General features: G+C 73.5%; 25 protein-coding genes. 12 read left to right on the forward strand and 13 right to left on the reverse strand.

The window, feature by feature from the left end:
* Positions 1–85: 85 nt before the first annotated feature.
* The 3 genes from CGE01nite_RS01225 to CGE01nite_RS01235 form a co-directional block, all read right to left on the reverse strand.
* Positions 86–1,315: an SPFH domain-containing protein gene (locus CGE01nite_RS01225; RefSeq protein WP_048344115.1), complete on the reverse strand. Its 1,230-nt coding sequence runs from the start codon at positions 1,313–1,315 to the stop codon at positions 86–88.
* A gap of 43 nt (positions 1,316–1,358) precedes the next feature.
* Positions 1,359–1,793, reverse strand: coding sequence for an NfeD family protein (locus CGE01nite_RS01230; protein ID WP_048344114.1), 435 nt, complete (start codon positions 1,791–1,793; stop codon positions 1,359–1,361).
* A 125-nt stretch (positions 1,794–1,918) separates the two neighbouring features.
* Positions 1,919–2,710, reverse strand: coding sequence for an ABC transporter ATP-binding protein (locus tag CGE01nite_RS01235; RefSeq protein WP_048344113.1), 792 nt, complete (start codon positions 2,708–2,710; stop codon positions 1,919–1,921).
* Positions 2,711–2,841: 131 nt separating this feature from the next.
* On the opposite strand from CGE01nite_RS01235, the gene CGE01nite_RS01240 reads away from it, so the two are divergent.
* Complete coding sequence (locus CGE01nite_RS01240) at positions 2,842–3,630, forward strand: Rv1486c family protein (protein WP_141368481.1); 789 nt, start codon at positions 2,842–2,844, stop codon at positions 3,628–3,630.
* Here the strand turns inward: CGE01nite_RS01240 and glgA are convergent.
* A complete protein-coding gene (gene glgA / locus CGE01nite_RS01245) occupies positions 3,609–4,832 on the reverse strand; it encodes a glycogen synthase (protein WP_048344111.1) in 1,224 nt (407 codons plus the stop codon). The genes CGE01nite_RS01240 and glgA overlap by 22 nt on opposite strands.
* A gap of 117 nt (positions 4,833–4,949) precedes the next feature.
* Between glgA and glgC the strand changes: the two genes are divergently transcribed.
* Together glgC and serB are read left to right on the forward strand one after the other, a co-directional pair.
* Positions 4,950–6,191 (forward strand): glucose-1-phosphate adenylyltransferase, encoded by a 1,242-nt coding sequence (gene glgC, locus CGE01nite_RS01250; RefSeq protein WP_048344110.1) that lies wholly within the window; start codon positions 4,950–4,952, stop codon positions 6,189–6,191.
* An 87-nt stretch (positions 6,192–6,278) separates the two neighbouring features.
* Complete coding sequence (gene serB, locus CGE01nite_RS01255; protein ID WP_082156510.1) at positions 6,279–6,914, forward strand: phosphoserine phosphatase SerB; 636 nt, start codon at positions 6,279–6,281, stop codon at positions 6,912–6,914.
* Positions 6,915–6,957: 43 nt separating this feature from the next.
* Here serB and CGE01nite_RS01260 read toward each other — a convergent pair whose 3' ends face one another.
* The 4 genes from CGE01nite_RS01260 to fabG all read right to left on the reverse strand — a co-directional run bounded on the left by CGE01nite_RS01260 (position 6,958) and on the right by fabG (position 9,615).
* A complete protein-coding gene (locus CGE01nite_RS01260) occupies positions 6,958–7,470 on the reverse strand; it encodes a SixA phosphatase family protein (protein ID WP_229747538.1) in 513 nt (170 codons plus the stop codon).
* Between the two features lie 89 nt (positions 7,471–7,559).
* Positions 7,560–7,988: a hypothetical protein gene (locus CGE01nite_RS01265; RefSeq protein ID WP_141368485.1), complete on the reverse strand. Its 429-nt coding sequence runs from the start codon at positions 7,986–7,988 to the stop codon at positions 7,560–7,562.
* A gap of 89 nt (positions 7,989–8,077) precedes the next feature.
* The gene (gene fabI / locus CGE01nite_RS01270) at positions 8,078–8,848 is read right to left on the reverse strand and encodes an enoyl-ACP reductase FabI (RefSeq protein WP_048344106.1); all 771 of its coding nucleotides are present in this window, start codon (positions 8,846–8,848) and stop codon (positions 8,078–8,080) included.
* A 32-nt stretch (positions 8,849–8,880) separates the two neighbouring features.
* Positions 8,881–9,615 carry a 3-oxoacyl-ACP reductase FabG gene (gene fabG / locus CGE01nite_RS01275; protein WP_141368487.1) on the reverse strand — a complete coding sequence of 245 codons (735 nt, stop codon included), beginning with the start codon at positions 9,613–9,615 and terminating at the stop codon, positions 8,881–8,883.
* Between the two features lie 133 nt (positions 9,616–9,748).
* On the opposite strand from fabG, the gene CGE01nite_RS01280 reads away from it, so the two are divergent.
* From CGE01nite_RS01280 to CGE01nite_RS01290, 3 genes are read left to right on the forward strand one after another with little or no spacing between them, the layout of a single operon-like run.
* Positions 9,749–10,096 carry a DUF3099 domain-containing protein gene (locus CGE01nite_RS01280; RefSeq protein ID WP_048344104.1) on the forward strand — a complete coding sequence of 116 codons (348 nt, stop codon included), beginning with the start codon at positions 9,749–9,751 and terminating at the stop codon, positions 10,094–10,096.
* A complete protein-coding gene (locus tag CGE01nite_RS01285; RefSeq protein WP_048344103.1) occupies positions 10,093–10,329 on the forward strand; it encodes a hypothetical protein in 237 nt (78 codons plus the stop codon). Before CGE01nite_RS01280 ends, CGE01nite_RS01285 begins: the two co-directional genes overlap by 4 nt.
* Complete coding sequence (locus tag CGE01nite_RS01290; RefSeq protein WP_141368489.1) at positions 10,326–11,222, forward strand: SURF1 family cytochrome oxidase biogenesis protein; 897 nt, start codon at positions 10,326–10,328, stop codon at positions 11,220–11,222. Before CGE01nite_RS01285 ends, CGE01nite_RS01290 begins: the two co-directional genes overlap by 4 nt.
* Positions 11,223–11,263: 41 nt before the next feature.
* On the opposite strand, the gene CGE01nite_RS01295 is transcribed toward CGE01nite_RS01290, so the two are convergent.
* Positions 11,264–12,859 carry an ABC-F family ATP-binding cassette domain-containing protein gene (locus tag CGE01nite_RS01295; protein ID WP_048342793.1) on the reverse strand — a complete coding sequence of 532 codons (1,596 nt, stop codon included), beginning with the start codon at positions 12,857–12,859 and terminating at the stop codon, positions 11,264–11,266.
* A 205-nt stretch (positions 12,860–13,064) separates the two neighbouring features.
* On the opposite strand from CGE01nite_RS01295, the gene CGE01nite_RS01300 reads away from it, so the two are divergent.
* The 6 genes from CGE01nite_RS01300 to CGE01nite_RS01325 all read left to right on the forward strand — a co-directional run bounded on the left by CGE01nite_RS01300 (position 13,065) and on the right by CGE01nite_RS01325 (position 17,821).
* Positions 13,065–13,799 carry a biotin transporter BioY gene (locus tag CGE01nite_RS01300; RefSeq protein ID WP_307722623.1) on the forward strand — a complete coding sequence of 245 codons (735 nt, stop codon included), beginning with the start codon at positions 13,065–13,067 and terminating at the stop codon, positions 13,797–13,799.
* Entirely contained in the window at positions 13,799–14,518 is a 720-nt protein-coding gene (locus tag CGE01nite_RS01305; RefSeq protein ID WP_141368491.1) for an energy-coupling factor ABC transporter ATP-binding protein, read from the forward strand. Before CGE01nite_RS01300 ends, CGE01nite_RS01305 begins: the two co-directional genes overlap by 1 nt.
* 56 nt (positions 14,519–14,574) lie before the next feature.
* Positions 14,575–15,267, forward strand: a complete 693-nt coding sequence (locus tag CGE01nite_RS01310) for a CbiQ family ECF transporter T component (protein ID WP_229747539.1) — start codon at positions 14,575–14,577, stop codon at positions 15,265–15,267.
* Positions 15,268–15,277: 10 nt separating this feature from the next.
* On the forward strand, positions 15,278–16,159 hold the full coding sequence (gene ypfJ, locus CGE01nite_RS01315; RefSeq protein WP_048342794.1) for a KPN_02809 family neutral zinc metallopeptidase: 882 nt from the start codon (positions 15,278–15,280) through the stop codon (positions 16,157–16,159).
* 19 nt (positions 16,160–16,178) lie between these two features.
* Positions 16,179–17,135, forward strand: coding sequence for an NYN domain-containing protein (locus CGE01nite_RS01320; RefSeq protein WP_141368495.1), 957 nt, complete (start codon positions 16,179–16,181; stop codon positions 17,133–17,135).
* Positions 17,136–17,278: 143 nt separating this feature from the next.
* Positions 17,279–17,821: a GNAT family N-acetyltransferase gene (locus CGE01nite_RS01325; RefSeq protein ID WP_141368497.1), complete on the forward strand. Its 543-nt coding sequence runs from the start codon at positions 17,279–17,281 to the stop codon at positions 17,819–17,821.
* Positions 17,822–17,915: 94 nt separating this feature from the next.
* Here CGE01nite_RS01325 and CGE01nite_RS01330 read toward each other — a convergent pair whose 3' ends face one another.
* The 4 genes from CGE01nite_RS01330 to sufC form a co-directional block, all read right to left on the reverse strand.
* Positions 17,916–18,269, reverse strand: coding sequence for a metal-sulfur cluster assembly factor (locus CGE01nite_RS01330; protein ID WP_048342799.1), 354 nt, complete (start codon positions 18,267–18,269; stop codon positions 17,916–17,918).
* Positions 18,266–18,754 carry a Fe-S cluster assembly sulfur transfer protein SufU gene (sufU, locus tag CGE01nite_RS01335; RefSeq protein ID WP_048342800.1) on the reverse strand — a complete coding sequence of 163 codons (489 nt, stop codon included), beginning with the start codon at positions 18,752–18,754 and terminating at the stop codon, positions 18,266–18,268. Before sufU ends, CGE01nite_RS01330 begins: the two co-directional genes overlap by 4 nt.
* Positions 18,751–20,055, reverse strand: coding sequence for a SufS family cysteine desulfurase (locus CGE01nite_RS01340; protein WP_048342801.1), 1,305 nt, complete (start codon positions 20,053–20,055; stop codon positions 18,751–18,753). The genes sufU and CGE01nite_RS01340 overlap by 4 nt, the downstream gene beginning before the upstream one ends.
* A gap of 73 nt (positions 20,056–20,128) precedes the next feature.
* Positions 20,129–20,884, reverse strand: coding sequence for a Fe-S cluster assembly ATPase SufC (gene sufC / locus CGE01nite_RS01345; protein WP_141368499.1), 756 nt, complete (start codon positions 20,882–20,884; stop codon positions 20,129–20,131).
* Positions 20,885–20,902 lie beyond the last annotated feature (18 nt).

A 20,902-nucleotide genomic window follows, 5' to 3' on the forward strand; every position in this document is an offset into this window, starting at 1 on the left:
CGAGACCCCGCCGCGCCTCGGCGCGACGGGGTCTGCGAGGGGGTCGTCGGACCGGAGCACCGTCGGGCGGCGACCGGCCCCGCGCTCAGCGGTCGTACGGCGGCTCGAACGGTCCCGCGTCCTGCGTCGTGGCCGGCGGCGGCGGGACGTCCGGGCGGGCAGGCGCGGGCGGGGGCACGGGCGGCACGGCGGGACGCGTCGGGACCGCCGCTCCCCCGGGGTGCTGCCCCAGCTCGGCGGCCGGGTCGAACGGCCGGCCGGACAGCGTCCCCGCGCTCGTCGCGTCGGCGGTCGCTGCCGCCGACTCGCGCTTGGCCTCGGCGAGCGCCTCGGCCGGGTCGGTCAGGGTCACGGGAGGCAGGTCGTCCCCGAGCGGCGAGGTACCGGCCGGACGCGCACCGGTGTCCGCGCTCGGTGCGGGCGCGCCGCCGAGCCCCTGGGCCAGCTGCCCCAGCGCCCCGGTGAGCTCCGACGGCAGGAACCACATCTTGTTCGACGGGTACGCCGCGATCTTCGGCAGGGTCTGCAGGTACTGGTACGCCAGCAGCTTCGGGTCCGCGTCCCCGCGGTGCACCGCGTCGAAGACCTGCAGGATCGCGCGCGCCTCGCCCTCGGCCCGCAGGATCGCGGACTGCGCCTCGCCCTCGGCCCGCAGGATCGCCGACTGCTTCTCGCCCTCGGCCGTGAGGATCTGCGACTGCTTGACACCCTCGGCCGTGAGGATCGCGGCACGGCGGTCGCGCTCGGCGCGCATCTGCTGCTCCATCGAGCCCTGCACCGAGGCGGGCGGGTCGATCGCCTTGAGCTCGACCCGGTTGACGCGGATCCCCCACTTGCCCGTCGCCTCGTCGAGCACGCCGCGCAGCTGGCCGTTGATCTGGTCGCGGCTCGTGAGGGTCTGCTCGAGGTCCATCGAGCCGATCACGTTGCGCAGCGTCGTGACGGTGAGCTGCTCGATGCCGGTGATGTAGTTCGCGATCTCGTACACGGCCGACTTCGGGTCCGTGACCTGGAAGTAGATGACCGTGTCGATGCTCACGACGAGGTTGTCCGACGTGATCACGGGCTGCGGCGGGAACGAGACGACCTGCTCACGCAGGTCGACGCCCGCGCGCACGCGGTCGACGAACGGGATCAGCAGGTGCAGCCCCGCGTCGAGCGTGCGCGAGTACCGGCCGAGTCGCTCGACGATGACCGCCACGGTCTGCGGCACGATCCGCACGGAGCGGAACAGCGCGATGATGACGAACAGCAGGACGAGCGCGAGGACGACGATCAGCGCGATCTGTCCGACGTTCGTGGTGTCCTCCGGCATGGAGCCTCCTTGGTCGGGACGTGCAGGTGGTCTCGCGCCGCGGTCAGCCGGCGGGCGCGGGGACGACGACCGCGGTCGCGCCCTCGATGCGGTCGACCGTGACCTCGGTGCCGGGCGGCAGCGCCGAACCCGCCGTGGTCCGCGCGCTCCACACCTCGCCCGCGAGCTTGACGCGGCCGGCGTCAGCGGTGACGGTCGCGAGCACCACGGCCGGACGGCCGACGAGCGCCGAGGCGTTGGTCTCGACGAGCGGGGTCCTCTTCTTGAGGTGCCGCAGCAGCCACGGCCGCAGGGTCACGAGGAGAAGGACAGAGGTGACCGCGGCGATGACGATCTGTGCCCACAGGGGCGCACCCGCGGCGGACGCGACGCCCCCTGCAACCGCACCACCGGCCGCCATGATGAACACGAGCTCGAGCGAGAGCATCTCGAGGATGCCGAGCGCCAGCGCTCCTCCGACCCACCACAGCCAGTGCACCGCAGACCCCTTCTCACCGTCGTTGGGTCATCCTAGGCACAGTCTTGACGCGCTCGTGAGGATTCGCGGCAGCACCGCCGCGGGCAGCCGGGTGACGGTCCTCGTCACGCGGCTGCGGCGTGCCGTCAGGCGAGCGAGGCGGACCGCGCCGTCCACCGGCCCTCGTGCCGGTCGAGGACGAGATCGAGCCCGAACGCGCCCGAGAGCTGCTCGGCCGTGAGCACCTCCTCGATCGGGCCGGACGCGTGGACCCGGCCGTCACGCAGCAGCAGCAGGTGCGTGAAGCCCGGCGGGATCTCCTCGACGTGATGGGTCACGAGGACCAGCACCGGCGAGCGCCGGTCGTCGGCGAGCTCCGCGAGCGCGCCCACCAGCTCCTCGCGGCCGCCCAGGTCGAGCCCAGCCGCGGGCTCGTCGAGCAGCAGGAGCTCGGGGTCGGCCATGAGCGCGCGGGCGATCTGCACGCGCTTGCGCTCGCCCTCGCTGAGCGTCCCGAAGTACCGCTCCGCCAGGTGCTCGACGCCGAAGGCCCGCAGCAGGTCGGCCGCGCGGGTCTCGTCGAGCTCCTCGTACTCCTCCCGCCACCGCCCGGTCACGCCGTACGCGGCGGTCAGGACGACGTCACGGACGAGCTCGCCCGTCGGGATCTTGTCGGCGAGCGACGCGCTCGACAGCCCGATCCGGGGCCGCAGCTCGAAGACGTCCACGTGCCCGAGCCGGCTGCCGAGCAGCTCGGCGCTGCCGCCCGTGGGGTGCATGCGCCCGGACGCGACCTGCAGCAGCGTCGTCTTGCCCGCGCCGTTGCGCCCGAGGACGACCCAGCGCTCACCCTCCCGGATGCGCCACGAGACCCCGTCGAGGATCGTCGTCGTCCCCCGTCGGATCGTCACGTCCTGGAGGTCGAGCACGTCGGTCATGGCACGACCCTAACGTTTCGCGCGTGCGTGCCGGTGCACGTGGCCACCCGGACGCAGCCAGCCTCTGGGCGCCGCGCTCGACGGTGCGGGCGCGGCGCGTCCGAGGCCCTGCGCGCACGTACCGTGGACGAGTGCCTGACCTCGACCTTCCCCGTTCCGTGGTCCTCGCGCTGTGGCTCGGCGCGGGCGACTCCCGTACGACCACCGCGGCAGCAGCGCTGCGCGGCGTCCAGGCGGACGACGAGCCCCACGACGTCCTCGACACCGCGACCGACGAGCGGCGCCCGCTCGCCGAGGCGCTGCGCGAGTGGTCGGTGCCCGACCTCGACGTCGTCGCGCTCCTGCCCGCGCCCGGCGACGTGGCCGGCGTCCCCGCACCGGTCTCGGGTGCCGCGCTCGAGGCGCGCGAGCTCGTCCTGCTGCGCATCGGTGGTGCCGCGTACGCGCTCGTGCCGGAGGTGGAGGCGTTCGGCTCCGCGCTGGAGCCCGGCCACCTGGTGACGTGGCACCGCACGGTCGTCCCGGACTGGTTGCTTCCGGTCCAGGCGCTCGGCTCGCTCGAGGACGCCGACCGCGGGCTGCGCCGCGGGCTCGCGGACGTGACCGAGGCCCTCGTGCGGCTCGACGTCGCGCACTGGGACGACGAGCACGCGGCGCAGGTCGTCGCGCTGCGCGACGCCGCGCTGCCCACCTGGCGCCTGCCGGACCGCGTGGACGCGCACCGCGGCCGGGTGCTCGCGAGCGCGGCCCGCCTGCGGGCGATCGTCGACCTCGCCGCGCGCGACGACGGCGGCGCGGTCAACCTGTGGCAGGCCGACCAGCGCACTGCCGCGCTGCGCGACGTCGACCGGCTCGCGCGGCGGGCCCTGGCCGCCGCGACGCTCGCAGGCCCGCTGGCTCAGCCCAGCACGCCCCGGTAGACGCGCAGCGTCTCCTGCGCCACGGCCGCCCAGGAGAAGTGGTCCTCGACGCGGCGCCGTGCGGCCACGCCCCAGTGCGCGGCACGGTCCGGGTCGGAGACGGCCTCGACGAGCGCTGCCGCCAGGTCGGCGACGAACCGGTCGGGGTCGCGCGGCGTGCCGGTGCCGTCCTGCACCTGGTCGATGGGCACCAACCAGCCGGTCACCCCGTCGTCGACGACCTCGGGGATGCCGCCGGTCGCGGTGCCGACCACGGGCAGCCCGACGGCCATCGCCTCGAGGTTGACGATCCCGAGCGGCTCGTAGACGGACGGGCAGACGAACACGGTCGAGCTCGCGAGGACCGCGACGAGATCAGGCCGCGGGAGCATCTGCTCGATCCAGACCACGCCGGAGCGCTGCTCGCGCAGCCGGTCGACGAGACCCGCGACCTCGGCCGCGATCTCGGGGGTGTCGGGCGCACCCGCGCACAGCACGAGCTGCACGTCGGCGGGCAGCGACTCGGCCGCGCGCAGCAGGTAGGGCAGCCCCTTCTGCCGCGTGATGCGGCCGACGAAGACGACCGCCGGCCTGGTCGGGTCGATGCCCAGCGACCGCACCGTGCGGTCCGCCGCGGCGAGCGACTCGTCGTCGGTCGGGCGGCGCCAGCCCTCGAGGTCGATGCCGTTGTGCACGACGTGCACGCGCGCGGGGTCGACCGCCGGGTAGCTGCGCAGGATGTCCTCACGCATGCCCCCGGACACCGCGATCACGGCCGCCGCCGCCTCGTACGCGGTGCGCTCGACCCAGCTCGACAGCGCGTACCCGCCGCCGAGCTGCTCGGCCTTCCACGGCCGCAGCGGCTCGAGGCTGTGCGCGGTGAGCACGTGCGGCACGCCGTGCAGCAGACCCGCCAGGTGGCCGGCGAGGTTGGCGTACCAGGTGTGCGAGTGCACGAGGTCGGTGCGCGGACCGTCGTCGGACGCCCCCACCCCCGCGACGATCTCGAGGTCCACCCCGAGCGTCTGCAGCGCGGCGTTGCTCCCGACGAGCTCGGCGGGGACGTCGTAGCCCCGCACGCCCGGCTCGTCGCGCGCGCCCTCGAAGCAGTGCACGCGCACGTCGATCGAGCTGCGGAGCACCGCGGCGAGCTCCGCCACGTGGACACCCGCACCCCCGTAGACGTGAGGCGGGTACTCCCGGGTGAGCATGTCGACGCGCACTGACGACCTCCGTGGACGCTGGCTGGTACGGACCCGGTGGACCGTGATGCGCGACACGCTAGCGCCTCGATGCGCAGTGACCTCGCTCGCGACGCCCGGCGGGCCTAGGGTCAGGGCATGGCACAACCGCGCGTCCTGGCCATCGTCCTCGCAGGTGGCGAGGGCAAGCGACTCATGCCCCTGACGACCCATCGGGCCAAGCCGGCCGTCCCGTTCGGCGGCATCTACCGGCTCGTCGACTTCGCCTTGTCGAACGTCATCAACTCGCACTACCTGCACGTGATCGTGCTGACGCAGTACAAGTCCCACAGCCTGGACCGGCACGTGTCCAAGACCTGGCGCATGTCGCCGCTGCTGGGCAACTACGTCGCCGCCGTCCCCGCGCAGCAGCGGGTCGGCAAGCACTGGTACCTCGGCAGCGCCGACGCGATCTACCAGTGCCTGAACATCATCGACGACGAGCGCCCCGACATCGTCGTCGTGGTCGGCGCCGACCACGTGTACCGCATGGACTTCTCCCAGATGGTGCAGGCGCACATCGAGTCGGGCGCCGAGCTCACCGTCGCGGGCATCCGCCAGCCGCTCGCCGAGGCGGACCAGTTCGGCGTCATCGAGACCGACGCGAGCGACCCGACCCTCATCCGCGCGTTCCGCGAGAAGCCCAAGGACGCGATCGGCCTGGCCGACTCCCCGCACGAGGTCCTGGCCTCGATGGGCAACTACGTGATCGACGCCGACGCGCTGATCCAGGCCGTGACCGAGGACGCCGAGAACGTCAACAGCCGCCACGACATGGGCGGCGACATCGTCCCCGCGTTCGTCGAGCGCGGCACCGCGGCCGTCTACGACTTCATCCGCAACGACGTGCCGGGCTCGACGCCGCGCGACCGCGACTACTGGCGCGACGTCGGGACGCTCGACGCGTACTACGAGGCGAACATCGACCTCATCGCGATCGAGCCGGTGTTCAACCTCTACAACGACGAGTGGCCGCTCCTGACGGGCTACACGGGCCTGCCGCCGGCGAAGTTCGTGCACGCGGGTGCGGGTCGCCTCGGCCACGCCGCGGACTCGATCGTCTCCCCCGGCGTGGTCGTCTCCGGCGCCACGGTCTCCGGCTCGGTGCTGTCCCCCGGCGTGCGGCTGCACTCGTGGGCGCAGGTCACCGACTCGGTGCTGATGGACGGTGTGCAGGTGAGCCGGTACGCGCAGGTGCACCGCTCGATCCTGGACAAGAACGTGATCGTGCCGGAGCGCGCACGCATCGGGCTCGACCACGAGCACGACCTGGCGCGCGGCTTCACCGTGACCGAGTCGGGCCTCACCGTGGTCCCCAAGGGCACGATCATCACGGACTGAGCCGACCGCGGCGGCGCGCCGGGGACGCGGGGAGACCGACATGGACGGGCGAGATCGCGACGCCGCGATCTCGCTACCCTGCACGCCGTGACCGCCCGCCTGCTCGTCATGGACGTCGACTCCACGCTCATCACGGGCGAGGTGATCGAGATGCTCGCCGCGCACGCGGGATCACTCGACCTCGTCGCCGAGATCACCGAGCGCGCGATGCGCGGCGAGATCGAGTTCGCGACCTCGCTGCACGAGCGCGTCGCGACCCTCGCGGGCCTCGACGTCGCGGTGTTCGACGCCGTCCGGGAGCGGATGGAGCTGTCCGCCGGTGCGCGCGAGCTCGTCGGAGAGGTGCAGTCGCGCGGCTGGTACGTGGGCCTCGTCTCAGGGGGCTTCGTCGAGCTCGTCGCCCCGTTGGCCGCCTCGCTCGGTATCACGCTCTACCGCGCCAACGCGCTCGAGGTCGCCGACGGCCGGCTCACGGGACGCGTCACCGGACCCGTGATCGACCGTGCGGCCAAGGCGGTGGCGCTGCGCGACTACGCGGCCACGGTGGGGGCCGACCTGGCGGCGACGGTGGCCATCGGCGACGGCGCGAACGACCTCGACATGCTCGCGACCGCTGGCTTCGGCATCGCGTTCAACGCCAAGCCCGTCGTGGCGGCACAGGCCGACGCGACCATCACCGACCGCCTTGACGCCGCGCTCGCGCTCGCCCCGTTCCTGCGCTGACCCGCGCGCTGATCCCGGGGCCGAGCCCCTGCGCCTGGCCCGCTCAGCCCGGGGTGACCAGCCGCACCAGGCGCGCGACGCGCGGCTCGACCGCGGACCAGGAACCGTCCAGCTCGAGCCACGACCAGGACGCCGTCGGCACACCCACCTGCACGCGAGCCACGGCAGCGGGGTCGGAGTCGGGCCCCGCGAGCGTCGCCGCCGCGTGGGACATGGTCGGCTCGTGCCCCACGACGACGAGCGTGCGGGCGTCCTCCGGGGCGGTCGCGAGCAGCGCGAGCAGCGACTGCACGCCCGCGTCGTAGACCTCGTCGAGATACTCGACCTCGGGCTGCGCGCCGAGTGACCCGCGCACCAGCTCCCACGTCTGACGTGTCCGGACGCTCGAGGAGCACCACACGAGATCAGGAGCGATGCCGGCCTCGGTCATCGCTGCCCCGACCAGCGGCGCCTGCCGTCGGCCGGCGAGCGCGAGCGGTCGGGAGTGGTCAGGCAGCCCGGCGGGGTGCTCGGCCTTGGCGTGCCGCAGCAGCACGAGGCGTCGGGTCGTCGTCACGGGCCCAGCGTGCCACTGTGCTGGCCGACGGACCAAGGCGCCAGCGCCCCGACGATCGCCGGGCGGCGCAGGGCGAGCAGGTCGATCTGTCAGCGGGCGGACGCGGGCGGGTTCCACTCGAGCTCGACCGGCTTCCAGTCGAGCGAGCGCGCCACGGCGTTGTGGCCCAGGGCCGCGACGTCACCGGGCGGCAGCAGCAGCGCCTCGAGCTCCTGGGTCCGCGGCGACGGCACCCGGTCGACCGCGCGGCCGTTCGCGGCCACGGGTGCCGTGCGCAGCGCCGCGTCGGCGAGCCGCTGGTACCGGTCGCCGGCGCTGCGCTGCGGCGTGGCCGGCGCAGGGATCACGCCCGCGGCCTCGAGCGCCGCACGCGCGTCGGCGAGATAGCTCTCCCGGACCCACACCGCCCAGATCGGCAGGGCGTCGAACCGCAGACCGGTGTGCTCGGCCCGTCGCTCGAACAGCGCCCGCGCTGCCTTCTCGATGAGCTCTGCCGCATCGTGCGCGCGTGGGTTCACGTCACTCCTCCGGTCGGGTCGGGCTGCCTCCCCTGCCCATCGGCAGGTGGCAGCCCGACCTGAATCGTCCGAAGGTCCTGTTCCTGGCGTTACTGACCCATCGCGTGCACGCCGCCGTCGACGTGCACGATCTCGCCCGTGGTCGCCGGGAACCAGTCGGAGAGCAGGGCCGCGACGGCGCGCGCCGTGGGCTCGGGGTCGGTGACGTCCCAGCCGAGCGGCGCCCGCGTGCTCCAGTTGGCCTCCATCGCCTCGAAGCCCGGGATGGACTTGGCGGCCGTGGTACGGATCGGGCCGGCGGAGACCAGGTTGACGCGCACGCCCGACGGGCCGAGGTCGCGGGCCAGGTAGCGCGACGTCGACTCGAACGCGGCCTTGGCCACGCCCATCCAGTCGTACACGGGCCAGGCGAACTTCGCGTCGAACGTCAGGCCGACGATCGAGCCGCCGCCGGTGAGCAGCGGCTGCGCCGCCACGGCGAGCGACTTGAGCGAGTACGCGGAGACCTCGAGCGCGGTGGCCACGTCGGCCCACTCGCCCGCGAGGAAGTTGCCGCCCATCACGGACTGCGGTGCGAACCCGATCGAGTGCACCACGCCGTCGAGCGAGTCGAAGCCCGCCTCACGCACACGGTCGGCCAGCGCGGCGAGGTCGTCGGCGTCGGTGACGTCGAGCTGGATGACCGGCGCCTCGACGGGCAGCCGGCGGGCGATCACCTGCGTGAGGCGGAACTGACGCCCGAACGAGGTGAGCACGACCTGGGCGCCCTCCTCCTGCGCGAGGCGCGCGACGTGGAACGCGATCGAGCCGTCCGTGAGGACGCCGGTGACGAGGAGCTTCTTGCCGGTGAGCAGGCCCATGGTGGTCTCTCTTCCTGGAGGGTTCTGGAGGGTCAGTGGCCCATGCCGAGGCCGCCGTCGACCGGCAGCACGGCGCCGCTGATGTACGCGGCAGCGGGCGAGGCGAGGAACTCGACGGCGGCGGCGACCTCGTCGGGCTGCGCGAAGCGCCCTGCGGGGATCGCGGCCTTGTAGGACGCCTGCGTGGCGTCGGGGAGCGCGCGCGTCATGTCGGTGTCGATGAACCCGGGCGCGACGACGTTCGCGGTGATGCCGCGACCACCGAGCTCACGCGTGATCGAGCGGGCCACGCCCACGAGCGCCGACTTCGACGCCGCGTAGTTGACCTGCCCGGCGCCGCCGTACAGCCCGACGACCGACGAGATGAGCACGATGCGCCCACGACGCAGCCGGATCATGCCCTTGGCGGCCCGCCGGGCGCAGCGGAAGGCGCCCTTGAGGTTGACGTCGAGCACCTCGTCGAACTCCTCGTCGGTCATCCGCATGAGGAGCTGGTCGCGGGTCACGCCCGCGTTCGCGACGAGCACCTCGACCGGGCCGAGCTCGGCCTCGACGGCGGTGAACGCGGCGTCGACCGAGGCCGTGTCACGCATGTCGCCGACGACGCCGAAGACGCCCTCGGGAAGCTCGCCGGAGCGGTAGATCGTCGCGACCCTGTCCCCCGCGGCGACGAACCGCTCGGCGATCGCTCGCCCGATGCCGCGGTTCGCGCCGGTCACGAGGACGACGCGCGGCTGGACGCTGGAGTTGTCGGAAGTCTCAGGCACGAGACACGACGCTATCCGAGCCGGCGCGCTCGTCGGGGCACCGGCACGGCACAGGTTGTCGCGCCTCGGTTGTGGGAGGCCCACAACCCGGGCGGCCGCCGTTCACCCGGTGGCGGGAACGTACGATCGGGGGGTGAGGACACGACGTCACGAGCCCGAGGTGCACAGCATCACCGCTGCGCCCGAGCCGCTCGCGCAGGACGTCGCGCGGCGCCAGCGGCGCTACCTCGTGCAGATGGGCGTCCGCCTCGTGTGCTTCCTCGCGGCGATCGTCACGTGGTCGCACGTCCCGATGTGGGGGTCGCTGATCCTCATCGCCGCCGCGGTCGTGCTCCCCTACGTGGCGGTGATCTTCGCCAACGCGGGACGCGAGCGACGCGACGAGATGGAGCCGTTCGTCGACCCGCGCGAGATCGGCCCCGGCACCACGCACTCCCAGCTCGAGAACCACCCCCCTGCCGGCGACGGAGGCCAGCCGTGACCCTGCCCGTGCCCGACCCGGTGGACGACCCGATCTGCAGCGCGCGCGGCTGCCGCCGGGACGCGACCTGGGGCCTGCTGTGGAACAACCCCAAGCTGCACACGTCCGACCGGCGCAAGGTGTGGCTCGCGTGCGACGACCACCGCGAGCACCTCACGCAGTTCCTCGACGTGCGCGGCTTCCTCAAGGACACCGTCCCCGTGACGGAGCTCGTCGCGGCGGACGGGACGTGACGCCTGCCCGGCGGCGCGCCGTCGGCCTGGTGCTCGTCGGCGTCGTCCTCGCGATCGTGTGCACGTTCCTGGGGCGCTGGCAGTGGCACCGCCACGAGTGGCGCGACGCCCAGATCGCCACGGTCGAGCGCAACTACGACGCGACGCCCGTCCCGCTGGCCGAGGTCGTCCCGGAGCCGTCCGCCGCGCTCGCCGGGCCCGACGAGTGGCGTCAGGTCGTGACCGACGGCCGGTACCTGCCCGGAGCGACCGTGCTGCTGCGCAACCGTCCCGTCGACGGCGCACCGGCCTACCACGTGCTCGTGCCGTTCGAGGTCGCGTCGACCGGCGACGTGCTCGTCGTCGACCGCGGCTGGGTGCCGACCGGCGCCGACGCGAGCGCGGCCGTCGACGTCCCGGAGCCTCCCGCGGGCGACGTCCGCCTCGTCGTGCGGCTGCGCCCGGCCGAGAGCCCGTCGACACGTGGGGCGCCCGCCGGCTCGGTGCAGGCCCTGGCGCCCGAGCAGGTGCTCGCCGCCGCCGGCGTCGAGGACGCGACGCCGTTCGTCCGCGCGTACGGCCAGCTCGTGAGCGAGGACCCGGCCGCGACGACGTCCCTCGGTGCGCTGCCCGCGCCCGACCTCGACCCGGGCTCGCACCTGTCGTACGCGTTCCAGTGGTGGGTGTTCGCGCTGGGCGGCTTCGTCGGCTTCGTGTGGCTCGCGCGCCGTGAGGTGACCGAGGAGCGCGACGGGACCGGCGCGCCGCCCGAGCCCGGCGCACCCCACGAGCCCGGCGCGCCGAGCCCCGGCCGGCCCGCGCGCCCGCGGCGCCGCGAGGGCCGCGCGGAGGCCGAGGAGGACGCGCTGGTCGACGCCCAGGTGCCCGACGAGCCCACGCGCACCAGCACCTGACAACGGCCCGCGCGGGCGTCCGAGGCCGGGCGGGCGCCGGGTCAGGCGAGCGTGATCAGGTCCAGGTAGTCGGCGTTCCAGAGGTCCTCGTCGCCGTCCGGGAGCAGCAGCACGCGCTCGGGGTCGAGCGCCGCGACCGCGCCCTCGTCGTGGCTGACCAGGACGACCGCGCCCTTGTAGCCGCGCAGCGCGGCAAGGATCTCCTCGCGGCTGGCCGGGTCGAGGTTGTTGGTCGGCTCGTCGAGCAGCAGCACGTTGGCCGACGACACGACGAGGGCCGCGAGCGCGAGACGCGTCTTCTCACCGCCCGACAGCACACGCGCAGGCTTGTCCGCGTCGTCACCCGAGAACAGGAACGAGCCGAGCACCGAGCGCACCTGGGTGTCGGTCAGGTCCGGTGCGGCCGACCGCAGGTTCTCCACCACGGTGCGCGTCAGGTCGAGCGTCTCGTGCTCCTGCGCGTAGTAGCCGAGCTTGAGCCCGTGCCCCGGGTGCACCTCACCGGTGTCGGCCTTCTCGAGGCCCGACAGCAGCCGCAGCAGCGTCGTCTTGCCCGCGCCGTTGAGGCCCAGCACGACGACTCGCGAACCGCGGTCGATCGCGAGGTCGACTCCCGTGAAGACCTCCTGCGAGCCGTAGGACTTCGACAGGTCGGACGCCGTGAGCGGCGTGCGGCCGCACGGCGCGGGGTCAGGGAACCGCAGCCGCGCGACCTTGTCGCTCACGCGGGCCTCCTCGAGTCCCGACAGCATCTTCTCGGCGCGACGCGCCATGTTCTGCGCGGCGACCGCCTTCGTGGCCTTCGCGCGCATCTTGTCGGCCTGCGCCAGGAGGACCGCGGCCTTCTTCTCGGCGTTCGCGCGCTCGCGGCGGCGGCGCTTCTCGTCGGTCTCGCGCTGCAGCAGGTAGGCGTCCCAGCCGAGGTTGTACTGGTCGAGCGCGGCGCGGTTCGCGTCGAGGTGGAACACCTTGTTGACGGTCGCGCGCAGCAGCTCGGCGTCGTGGGAGATCACGACGAAGCCGCCCGAGTACGCCTTGAGGTAGTCGCGCAGCCAGGCGATCGAGTCGGCGTCCAGGTGGTTGGTCGGCTCGTCGAGCAGCAGCGTCTCGACGCCCGAGAACAGGATCCGGGCGAGCTCGACGCGGCGGCGCTGACCGCCCGACAACGTGCCGAGCGTCTGGGACAGCACGCGGTCGTCGAGGCCGAGGTTCGCGGTGATGCGGTGCGCCTCGGACTCGGCGGCGTAGCCGCCCGCGGCGGTGAAGCGTGCCTCGAGCTTGGTGTAGCGCGCCATCGCCTTCTCGCGCGCGGCGTCGTCGCCCTCGGCCATGACGACCTCGGTCGCGCGCATGTTGCGCACGATCTCGTCCAGGCCGCGCGCGGACAGCACCCGGTCGAGGGCGAGCATCTCGAGGTCGCCCGTGGCCGGGTCCTGCGGCAGGTAGCCGACCTCTCCACGCGTGATCGAGCCGCTCGTCGGCTGCGACTGGCCGGCGAGAGTCTTGGTGAGGGTCGTCTTGCCGGCGCCGTTGCGACCGACGAGGCCGATCCGGTCGCCGGCGGCGATCCGGAACGAGGTCTCGGCAAGAAGCTCGCGTGCGCCGATGCGCAGGCCGACGCCATGAGCGGTGATCACGTGGTGGTTTCCTCCGGAAAGCCCGCTCACGTGTTGGGCGGGCGCACAAACGCCAACAATCTTAACGACCGCTAGCGTGACGACCTGCCGCTATTTCCGACGGAGGCCCCGGCGCGCACGCGCGAGGAGGGTCCGTCCCAGCGCGACGGGCCCGTCGAGCCCGATCGACGACAGCCGAGCAAGCCGACCCGAGGGAGCAACACCCGTGGCCGACGCACGCGAGCACGACATCCTGACCGCCCCCGGGGCCACCGGCCCGACGCAGACGACCGACGCCGCGCGGCCCGACGACGCCGTGACGCATCTCGCAGCGCCCGACCCCCTGAACGACCCTGCCGCGGTGCTCGACGCCGCTCTGCCCGCCCCTGTCGAGCGTCCGAGCACCGTCGCGACCGACCTGGCGCTCGTCGCGACGTTCGCTGCGTTCCTGGCGGTGTGCGCGATCATCCCGGGGATCCCCACCGGTACCGGCGTGCCCGTCACGCTGCAGACGTTCGGCGTGGTCCTCGCGGGGCTCGTCCTGGGCTGGCGCCGCGGCACCCTCGCGGTGCTCCTGTACCTCGCCGTGGGTCTCGCGGGCGTCCCCGTGTTCTCCGGCGGCGCGAGCGGGCTGGCAGTCCTGGCGGGCCCGAGCGCCGGCTACCTCGTGGCGTTCCCGTTCGCCGCCGCGCTCGCCGGCTGGCTCGCCGGGGCGGCGCGCACCGCGACCGGTCAGGCGCGGTACCTCGTCCTGGTCGCGAGCGGCGTGATCGGCACCGCACTGACCATCCACCCCGCCGGCATCGTGGGCATGGCTCGGTACTTCCACGTGGACGTGTCCGAGGCGTTCGGGTGGGGCGCCGTGTACTTCCCGGGCGACGTCGTGAAGAACCTGCTCGCCGCCGGCGTCGCGACGGCGGTGTTCGCGCACTACCCGGACCTGCTGCGCCGGCGTCGCTGATGATCGAGCTGCATCAGGCGCTGGTCACGGCCTGGACCCCCGACCCGTCGGGCGGTCCGGACACCGTGACGCGACTGCTGGGCCCGGTCTCCCTCACGATCGCCGAGCGCAGGGTCGCGGTCGTCGGCGCGAACGGGTCCGGCAAGTCGACCCTCGCGCGGCTGCTCAACGGACTGGTCCTGCCGTCGGCCGGGTCCGTCGTGATCGGCGGCCTGGACACCGCGAAGGACGGACCCGCGGTCCGGCGCCGCGTCGGGTTCGTCTTCACGGACCCGGACGCGCAGCTCGTCATGCCGACGCCCGTCGAGGACGTCGCGCTCTCGCTGCGGCGCACCGTGCGGGACGCCGCCGCACGTGAGGAGCTGGCGCGCGCGGCGCTCGCCCGGGTCGGCCTCGCCGACCGCGCGGACCTGCCCGTGCACGCGCTGTCCGGCGGGCAGCGTCAGCTCCTCGCACTGACGAGCGTGCTCGCGACCGAGCCCGACGTGCTGGTCTGCGACGAGCCGACGACGCTGCTCGACCTGCGCTGGCGCGCCGTGGTCGACGACCTGCTCGCGAGCCTGCCGCAGCAGGTCGTCGTCGTGACGCACGACCTCGACGCCGCGCGCCGGGCCGACCGCGTGCTCGTCGTCGACGACGGGTCGGTCGTCCACGACGGCGCGCCGGAGCCGACCGTCGCCGCGTACGAGGCCCTCATGCGGACGGCCGCCCGACGATGAGCACAGACCCGACCGCCGGTGCGCCAGGCGGTTCCGCCGCTGCGCCGATGTGTCCCGTGCCGGTCGGTCCCGCGCTGCCCGGTACCCCGCTGCGTCCGGCGTGGTCCGGCCCGCTCGGCCTGCACCAGCCGGGCACGTCGCCCCTGCACCGCGCGCCGGCGGCCGCGAAGCTCCTCGCCCTGGCCGCCGCGGGCACCGCCGTCGTGCTCGTGCGCGGTCCGCTCAGCGCGGCCGTGGCGCTCGGCGTGGCGGTCACGGCGCACCTCGTCGCCGGCCTGCAGTGGCACCGCACCCGGCGCGGGCTCGTCGGCTTCGCGATCGTCGCGCTCGTCGTCGGCGTGTACCAGACCTGGGCACGCGGGTGGCAGGTCGGCTTCGAGACCGCGGCCGACCTGCTCGCCCTCGTCCTGCTGGCGACGGTCGTCACCGCGACCACGCGCGCCGACGACCTGCTCGACACCCTGCGCCGCGCCGCCCGACCGCTGCGCCACGTGGGGCTGTCCCCGGAGACGGTCGCGCTCGCGGTGAGCCTCATGCTGCGCTCCGTGCCCGTGCTCGTGCAGGCCACCCTCGAGTCGCGAGACGCTGCGCGCGCCCGCGGCCTGGACCGCTCGCCGCGCGCGCTCGTCGTCCCGGCAGCCGTCCGCATGGTCGGTCACGCGCGGGCGACGGGCGAGGCTCTCGCCGCCCGCGGGCTGGGTGAGGACGCCCCCTCCGCTGGACGCGCGCGGGGCGGCGACGACGACTAACGTCCTGGTCGTGACGTTCCAGGAGGGTGGCAGCTTCGGCGGCGGGCGCGTGCAGTCGCGGCGCTCGGGCGCAGGCAGGGGCATGGCGATCGGCGGCGGCGTCGGCGGCCTCGGGCTCCTCGTGATCCTGGCGATCACGCTGCTGTCCGGCGGCAACGTCGACCCCGGGGCGCTGCTCGGCGGCGGCGGCGAGCCCGGGAACGACTCGACCATCGGCGCGTGCACGGCCGAGCAGGCGAACACCGACCGCGCCTGCCGACTGTCGGCGACGCTCGACTCGCTCGACACCTACTGGTCCTCGACGATGTCCGACGCGAGCGCCACCATCCCCGAGGCCGTGGAGTTCACCTCAGCGGTCTCGACGGCATGCGGTCAGGCGTCGTCGGCCTCGGGCCCGTTCTACTGCCCCGGCGACCAGACCATCTACCTCGACCTCGGCTTCTTCGACGAGCTGACCAGCCGGTTCGGCGCCGAGGGCGGGCCGCTCGCGGAGATGTACGTCTACGCGCACGAGTACGGCCACCACATCCAGAACGTCACCGGGGTGTTCGGCCAGGCCGACCGCGGTGGCTCGGGTGCCGAGTCGGACTCGGTGCGCGTCGAGCTGCAGGCGGACTGCTACGCGGGCATGTGGGCCGGCAACGCGGCGACGACGAAGGACCCCGACACGGGCGTGACCTACCTCGAGCCCATCTCGGCCGCCGAGCTCGCGCAGGCGCTCGACGCGGCCGCGGCCGTCGGCGACGACCACATCCAGGAGCAGTCCGGCACGAACGTCAACCCGGACTCCTGGACGCACGGGTCGAGCGAGCAGCGGCAGCGGTGGTTCACGACCGGCTACGAGCAGCGCGACCTCGCGGCGTGCGACACGTTCGCCGCTCGCACCCTCTGACGTCCGGCAGACTCGCCCCATGAGCACCGACGAGAGCGCTGCCCGCGTCGCGGTCTACATCGACTTCGACAACATCGTGATCTCCCGCTACGACCAGGTCCACCGGCGCGGCGCCTTCCAGTCCGACGACGCGCGCAAGTACCGCCTCGACGCCGACGGCGACGTCCCGACGAAGCTGCGCACCGCACGCGTCGACGTCGACGCGATCATCGACTACGCGTCGTCGTTCGGCCGGGTCGTCGTGAGCCGCGCGTACGCGGACTGGTCCCAGCCGGTCAACGCCGGCTACCACCAGCAGCTCATCGACCGGGCCGTCGACCTCACCCAGCTGTTCCCCGTGGGCCCGCGCATGAAGAACGGCGCGGACATCCGCCTCGCCGTCGACGTCATCGAGGACCTGTTCCGGCTCGTGGACGTGACGCACGTCGTGATCGTCGCGGGCGACTCGGACTACATCGCTCTCGCGCAACGTGCCAAGCGCCTGGGCCGCACCGTGATCGGCGTCGGCGTCGCGGGCTCGACGAGCCGCTCGCTCATGTCCGCGTGCGACGAGTTCGCCGACTACGACGCCCTGCTCGACACGAGCACCACCCCCGAGGACGACGACGCGGACGACGCGCCCCCCGTGGCGCCCGCGACCACCGACGACGCGCCGGAACGCGCGGGTTCGACAGCTGGGCAGGTCACCGCGAACGACGCTCCGGCTCCCGCCGGGGACCGCGCCGCTCAGCGGCGCGCCACCCAGCTCCTCATGCGGGCCATGCGCCTCATCCACGCCAAGAAGGACGACGAGCCGTGGCTGTCGTACGGCGAGGTCAAGAACCAGATGATGCGCCTCGACCCGGCGTTCGTCGAGCGGCCGCTGGGCTACTCGTCGTTCAGCGACTTCGTCGCGTCGCGCGCGAGCATCGTCGAGATCTCCAAGGAGTCGGCCAAGCACCAGCCCCGCGTCCGCCTGCGCCCCAGCTACCGCTGAGAGCCGAGACCCGGCCGCGCCTGGGTCCTGGGCGGATCCGTCTGACAAGCCGGTGCGGCGAGTCCGCTGCGCGACGGCGGTTCGCCGCAGCGGCGCGCCAATTCGCTGGCGCGGCCTGGCCGTCCGGTGCCACCGTGCGTGGCGTGAGCGTCGTCGTGGCACCCGAGTCGTCGGCGGAGGTCCCGGCCGTGCGCCGGGTCGTCCGGGCAGCGTTCGGCGACGACGGGGACCGCGTGGCCGGTCTCCTCGACGCCCTGCGCGACTCGTCGGCGTTCGTGCCCGGGCTGTCGCTGGTCGCACGCGAGCGCGACGACGTCGTGGGTCACACGCTCCTCACACGCGCGTGGCTCGACGCGCCGGACCGTCTGGTCGAGGTCCTCGTGCTCAGCCCGCTCGCGGTCGCGCCGCACGCACAGCGCCGCGGCGTCGGGACCGCGCTGCTGGTCGCTGCCCGGACGCACGGGTCCACGGCGGGGTGGCCGCTGCTCTTCCTGGAGGGAGACCCGCGCTTCTACTCGACCCGCGGCTTCGCGGCCGCGGGGCCGCTGGGATTCAGCTCGCCGTCCGAGCGGATCCCGGCGCCGGCGTTCCAGGTCGCCGTCCTGCCCACGCACGAGCCGTGGATGACCGGGCGGCTGGTGTACCCCGACCCGTTCTGGGCGTCGGACTGCGTCGGGCTGCGCTGAGTCACCCTGTGCTGAGCTGAACTGGGACGAGGCGCGCGGAGACGACGAAGGGCGCGGCCGCATCCCTGCGCCGCGCCCTCGTCGACCCGGGTGCTCAGATGTTGAAGCCCAAGGCCCGCATCTGCTCGCGACCGTCGGACGTGATCTTCTCCGGGCCCCACGGCGGCATCCAGACCCAGTTGATCCGGAAGCCGTCGACGATCCCGTCGAGCGCCTGCGCCGACTGGTCCTCGATGACGTCCGTCAGCGGGCACGCCGCCGACGTGAGCGTCATGTCGATCACCGCGGTGTTCTGCTCGAGCGAGACGCCGTACACGAGTCCCAGGTCGACGACGTTGATGCCGAGCTCGGGGTCGATGACGTCACGCATGGCCTCCTCGACGTCGGCGACCGTCGTGGGCGACGGGCTCGACGGCGTCGTGGCCGGCGGTGTGGTGGGGGTGCTCATGCGTCCTCCCTCTCGGTGCGGGTCGCACCGGTCTTGATGAGCGCGTCGTTCAACGCGACCCAGCCGAGCAGGGCGCACTTGACGCGCGCCGAGAACTTGCCGACGCCCGTGAAGGCCGCCGCGTCGCCGAGGGCCTCCTCGGCGTCCTCGTCGTCCAGGCCCTGGCCCTTGGACTGCATGAGGTCGCGGAACGAGCCCGCGAGCCGGTCGACCGTCGTCAGCGGCTGGTCCACGACGAGGTCGTGCAGCACGGAGACCGATGCCTGCGAGATCGAGCAGCCCTGGCCGTCCCAGCGCACGCCCCGCACGACGCCGGCGTCGTCGACGTCGACCTGCAGCGTGACCTCGTCGCCGCACGTCGGGTTCACCTGGTGCGACTGCGCGGTGTGCGCGCCCGTCACCGCGTCCCCGAGGCCCCGGCCGTGCGGGTACTTGGCGTGGTCCAGGATCACCTGCTGGTACAGCTGCTCCATCGAGCTGCTCATGCGACTCCTTCGCGGTCGTCCGTCAACCCGAAGAACGTCCGGACCCCTGCCAGTGCTTCCCGGAACACCGCGATCTCCTCGTCAGTCGTGTACACGGCGGCCGAGGCGCGCGCGGTCGCCGCGACGCCGAACCGACGGTGCAGCGGCTGCGCGCAGTGGTGACCGACGCGCACCGCGACGCCCGCGTCGTCGAGCACCTGGCCGACGTCGTGCGCGTGCACGCCGTCGACGACGAACGAGACGGTCGCGAGGCGGTCGCGCGTGTCGGTCGGGCCGATCACGCGCACGCCCGGGACGGACGCGACCGCGTCGAGCAGCAGACGGGCGAGGTGGGCCTCGTGCGCCGCGACCGCGTCCATGCCGAGGTCCGCCAGGTACGTCGCGGCCGCGCCCATCGCCACGGCCTGCGAGACCATCTGGGTGCCCGCCTCGAACCGCTGCGGGGGCGGCGCGTACGTCGTCTCCGTCATGGTGACGACCTCGACCATCGACCCGCCGGTCGTGACGGGCGGCATCGCCTCGAGCAGCTCGCGCCGCCCGTACAGCGCGCCGACGCCCGTCGGGGCGAACATCTTGTGGCCGGAGAACGCCGCGAAGTCCACTCCGAGCGCGTGCAGGTCCACCGGCAGGTGCGGCACGGACTGGCACGCGTCGAGCACCGTGAGCGCACCGACCTCGCGTGCACGCGCGACGAACGCGTCGACGTCCGTGATCGCACCGGTCACGTTGGACGCGTGCGTGAACGCCAGGACGCGCGTGCGGTCCGTGACGACGGTCGCGAGCTCGTCGGTCCGCAGGCGTCCGTCGTCGGCCACGCCGATCCAGCGCAGCGTCGCGCCCGTGCGCGCCGCGAGCTCCTGCCACGGCACGAGGTTCGCGTGGTGCTCGACCTCGGTCACGACGATCTCGTCGCCCGGGCCCAGCGCGAGGCGGCTCGCCGCCGCTCCCCCGCGCCCGAGGCTCGCGTTCGACATCGCGTACGCGACGAGGTTGATCCCCGCGGTCGCGTTCGTCGTCCAGACGATCTCGCCCGCCGAGGCGCCGACGAACGACGCGACCCGCGCCCGCGCGTCCTCGAACGCCTCGGTGGCCTCCTCGGCGAGCTGGTGCGCGCCCCGGTGCACCGCGGCGTTGCGCTGCAGGTAGAAGTCCTGCTCGGCGTCGAGGACCACGTCGGGCTTCTGCGACGTGGCTCCCGAGTCGAGGTACACGAGCGGCTTGCCGCCGCGCAGCGTGCGCTCGAGCAGCGGGAAGTCGGCCCGCACGGCCGCCAGCTCGGCGGCCTCCAGGGTGGTGCTCACGGCGTTCCCCTCGATTCCTCGACGGCTGCGCGTGGGCGAGAGCCGTGGCTCTCGCCCACGCGGGTGGAGTGGGTCAGGAGTTGACCAGGAAACGGTCGTAGCCCTCGTTCTCGAGGCGCTCGGCCAGCTCCGGGCCGCCCTCCTCCGCGATGCGCCCGTCGACGAACACGTGCACGAAGTCGGGCTTGATGTAGCGCAGGATGCGCGTGTAGTGCGTGATGAGCAGCACACCGACGTCGGTGTTGGCCCGCACGCGGTTGACGCCCTCGGAGACGACGCGCAGCGCGTCGACGTCGAGGCCCGAGTCGGTCTCGTCGAGGATCGCGATGCGCGGCTTGAGGAGCTCCATCTGCAGGATCTCGTGGCGCTTCTTCTCACCGCCCGAGAAGCCCTCGTTCACCGAGCGCTCGGCGAACGCGGAGTCCATGCGCAGGTCGGCCATGGCCGTCTTGACGTCCTTGACCCACGTGCGCAGCGGCGGCGCCTGGCCGTCGATCGCCGTCTTGGCGGTGCGCAGGAAGTTCGACACCGACACGCCGGGGACCTCGACCGGGTACTGCATCGCGAGGAACATGCCGGCGCGGGCGCGCTCGTCGACCGACATCGCCAGGACGTCCTCGCCGTCGAGCAGGACCGTGCCGCTCGTGATCTGGTACTTCGGGTGGCCGGCGAGCGAGTACGCGAGCGTGGACTTGCCCGAGCCGTTGGGGCCCATGATCGCGTGCGTCTCGCCGCTGTTCACGGTCAGGTCGACGCCGCGCAGGATGGGCTTGGCGCCCTCCTTGGTCTCGACGCTGACGTGCAGGTCGCGGATCTCCAGGGTGGTCATGCGGGGTGTGCTCCTCGG

Origin of the sequence: Cellulomonas gelida (assembly GCF_006538725.1) — a bacterium.
Taxonomy (GTDB): domain Bacteria; phylum Actinomycetota; class Actinomycetes; order Actinomycetales; family Cellulomonadaceae; genus Cellulomonas; species Cellulomonas gelida.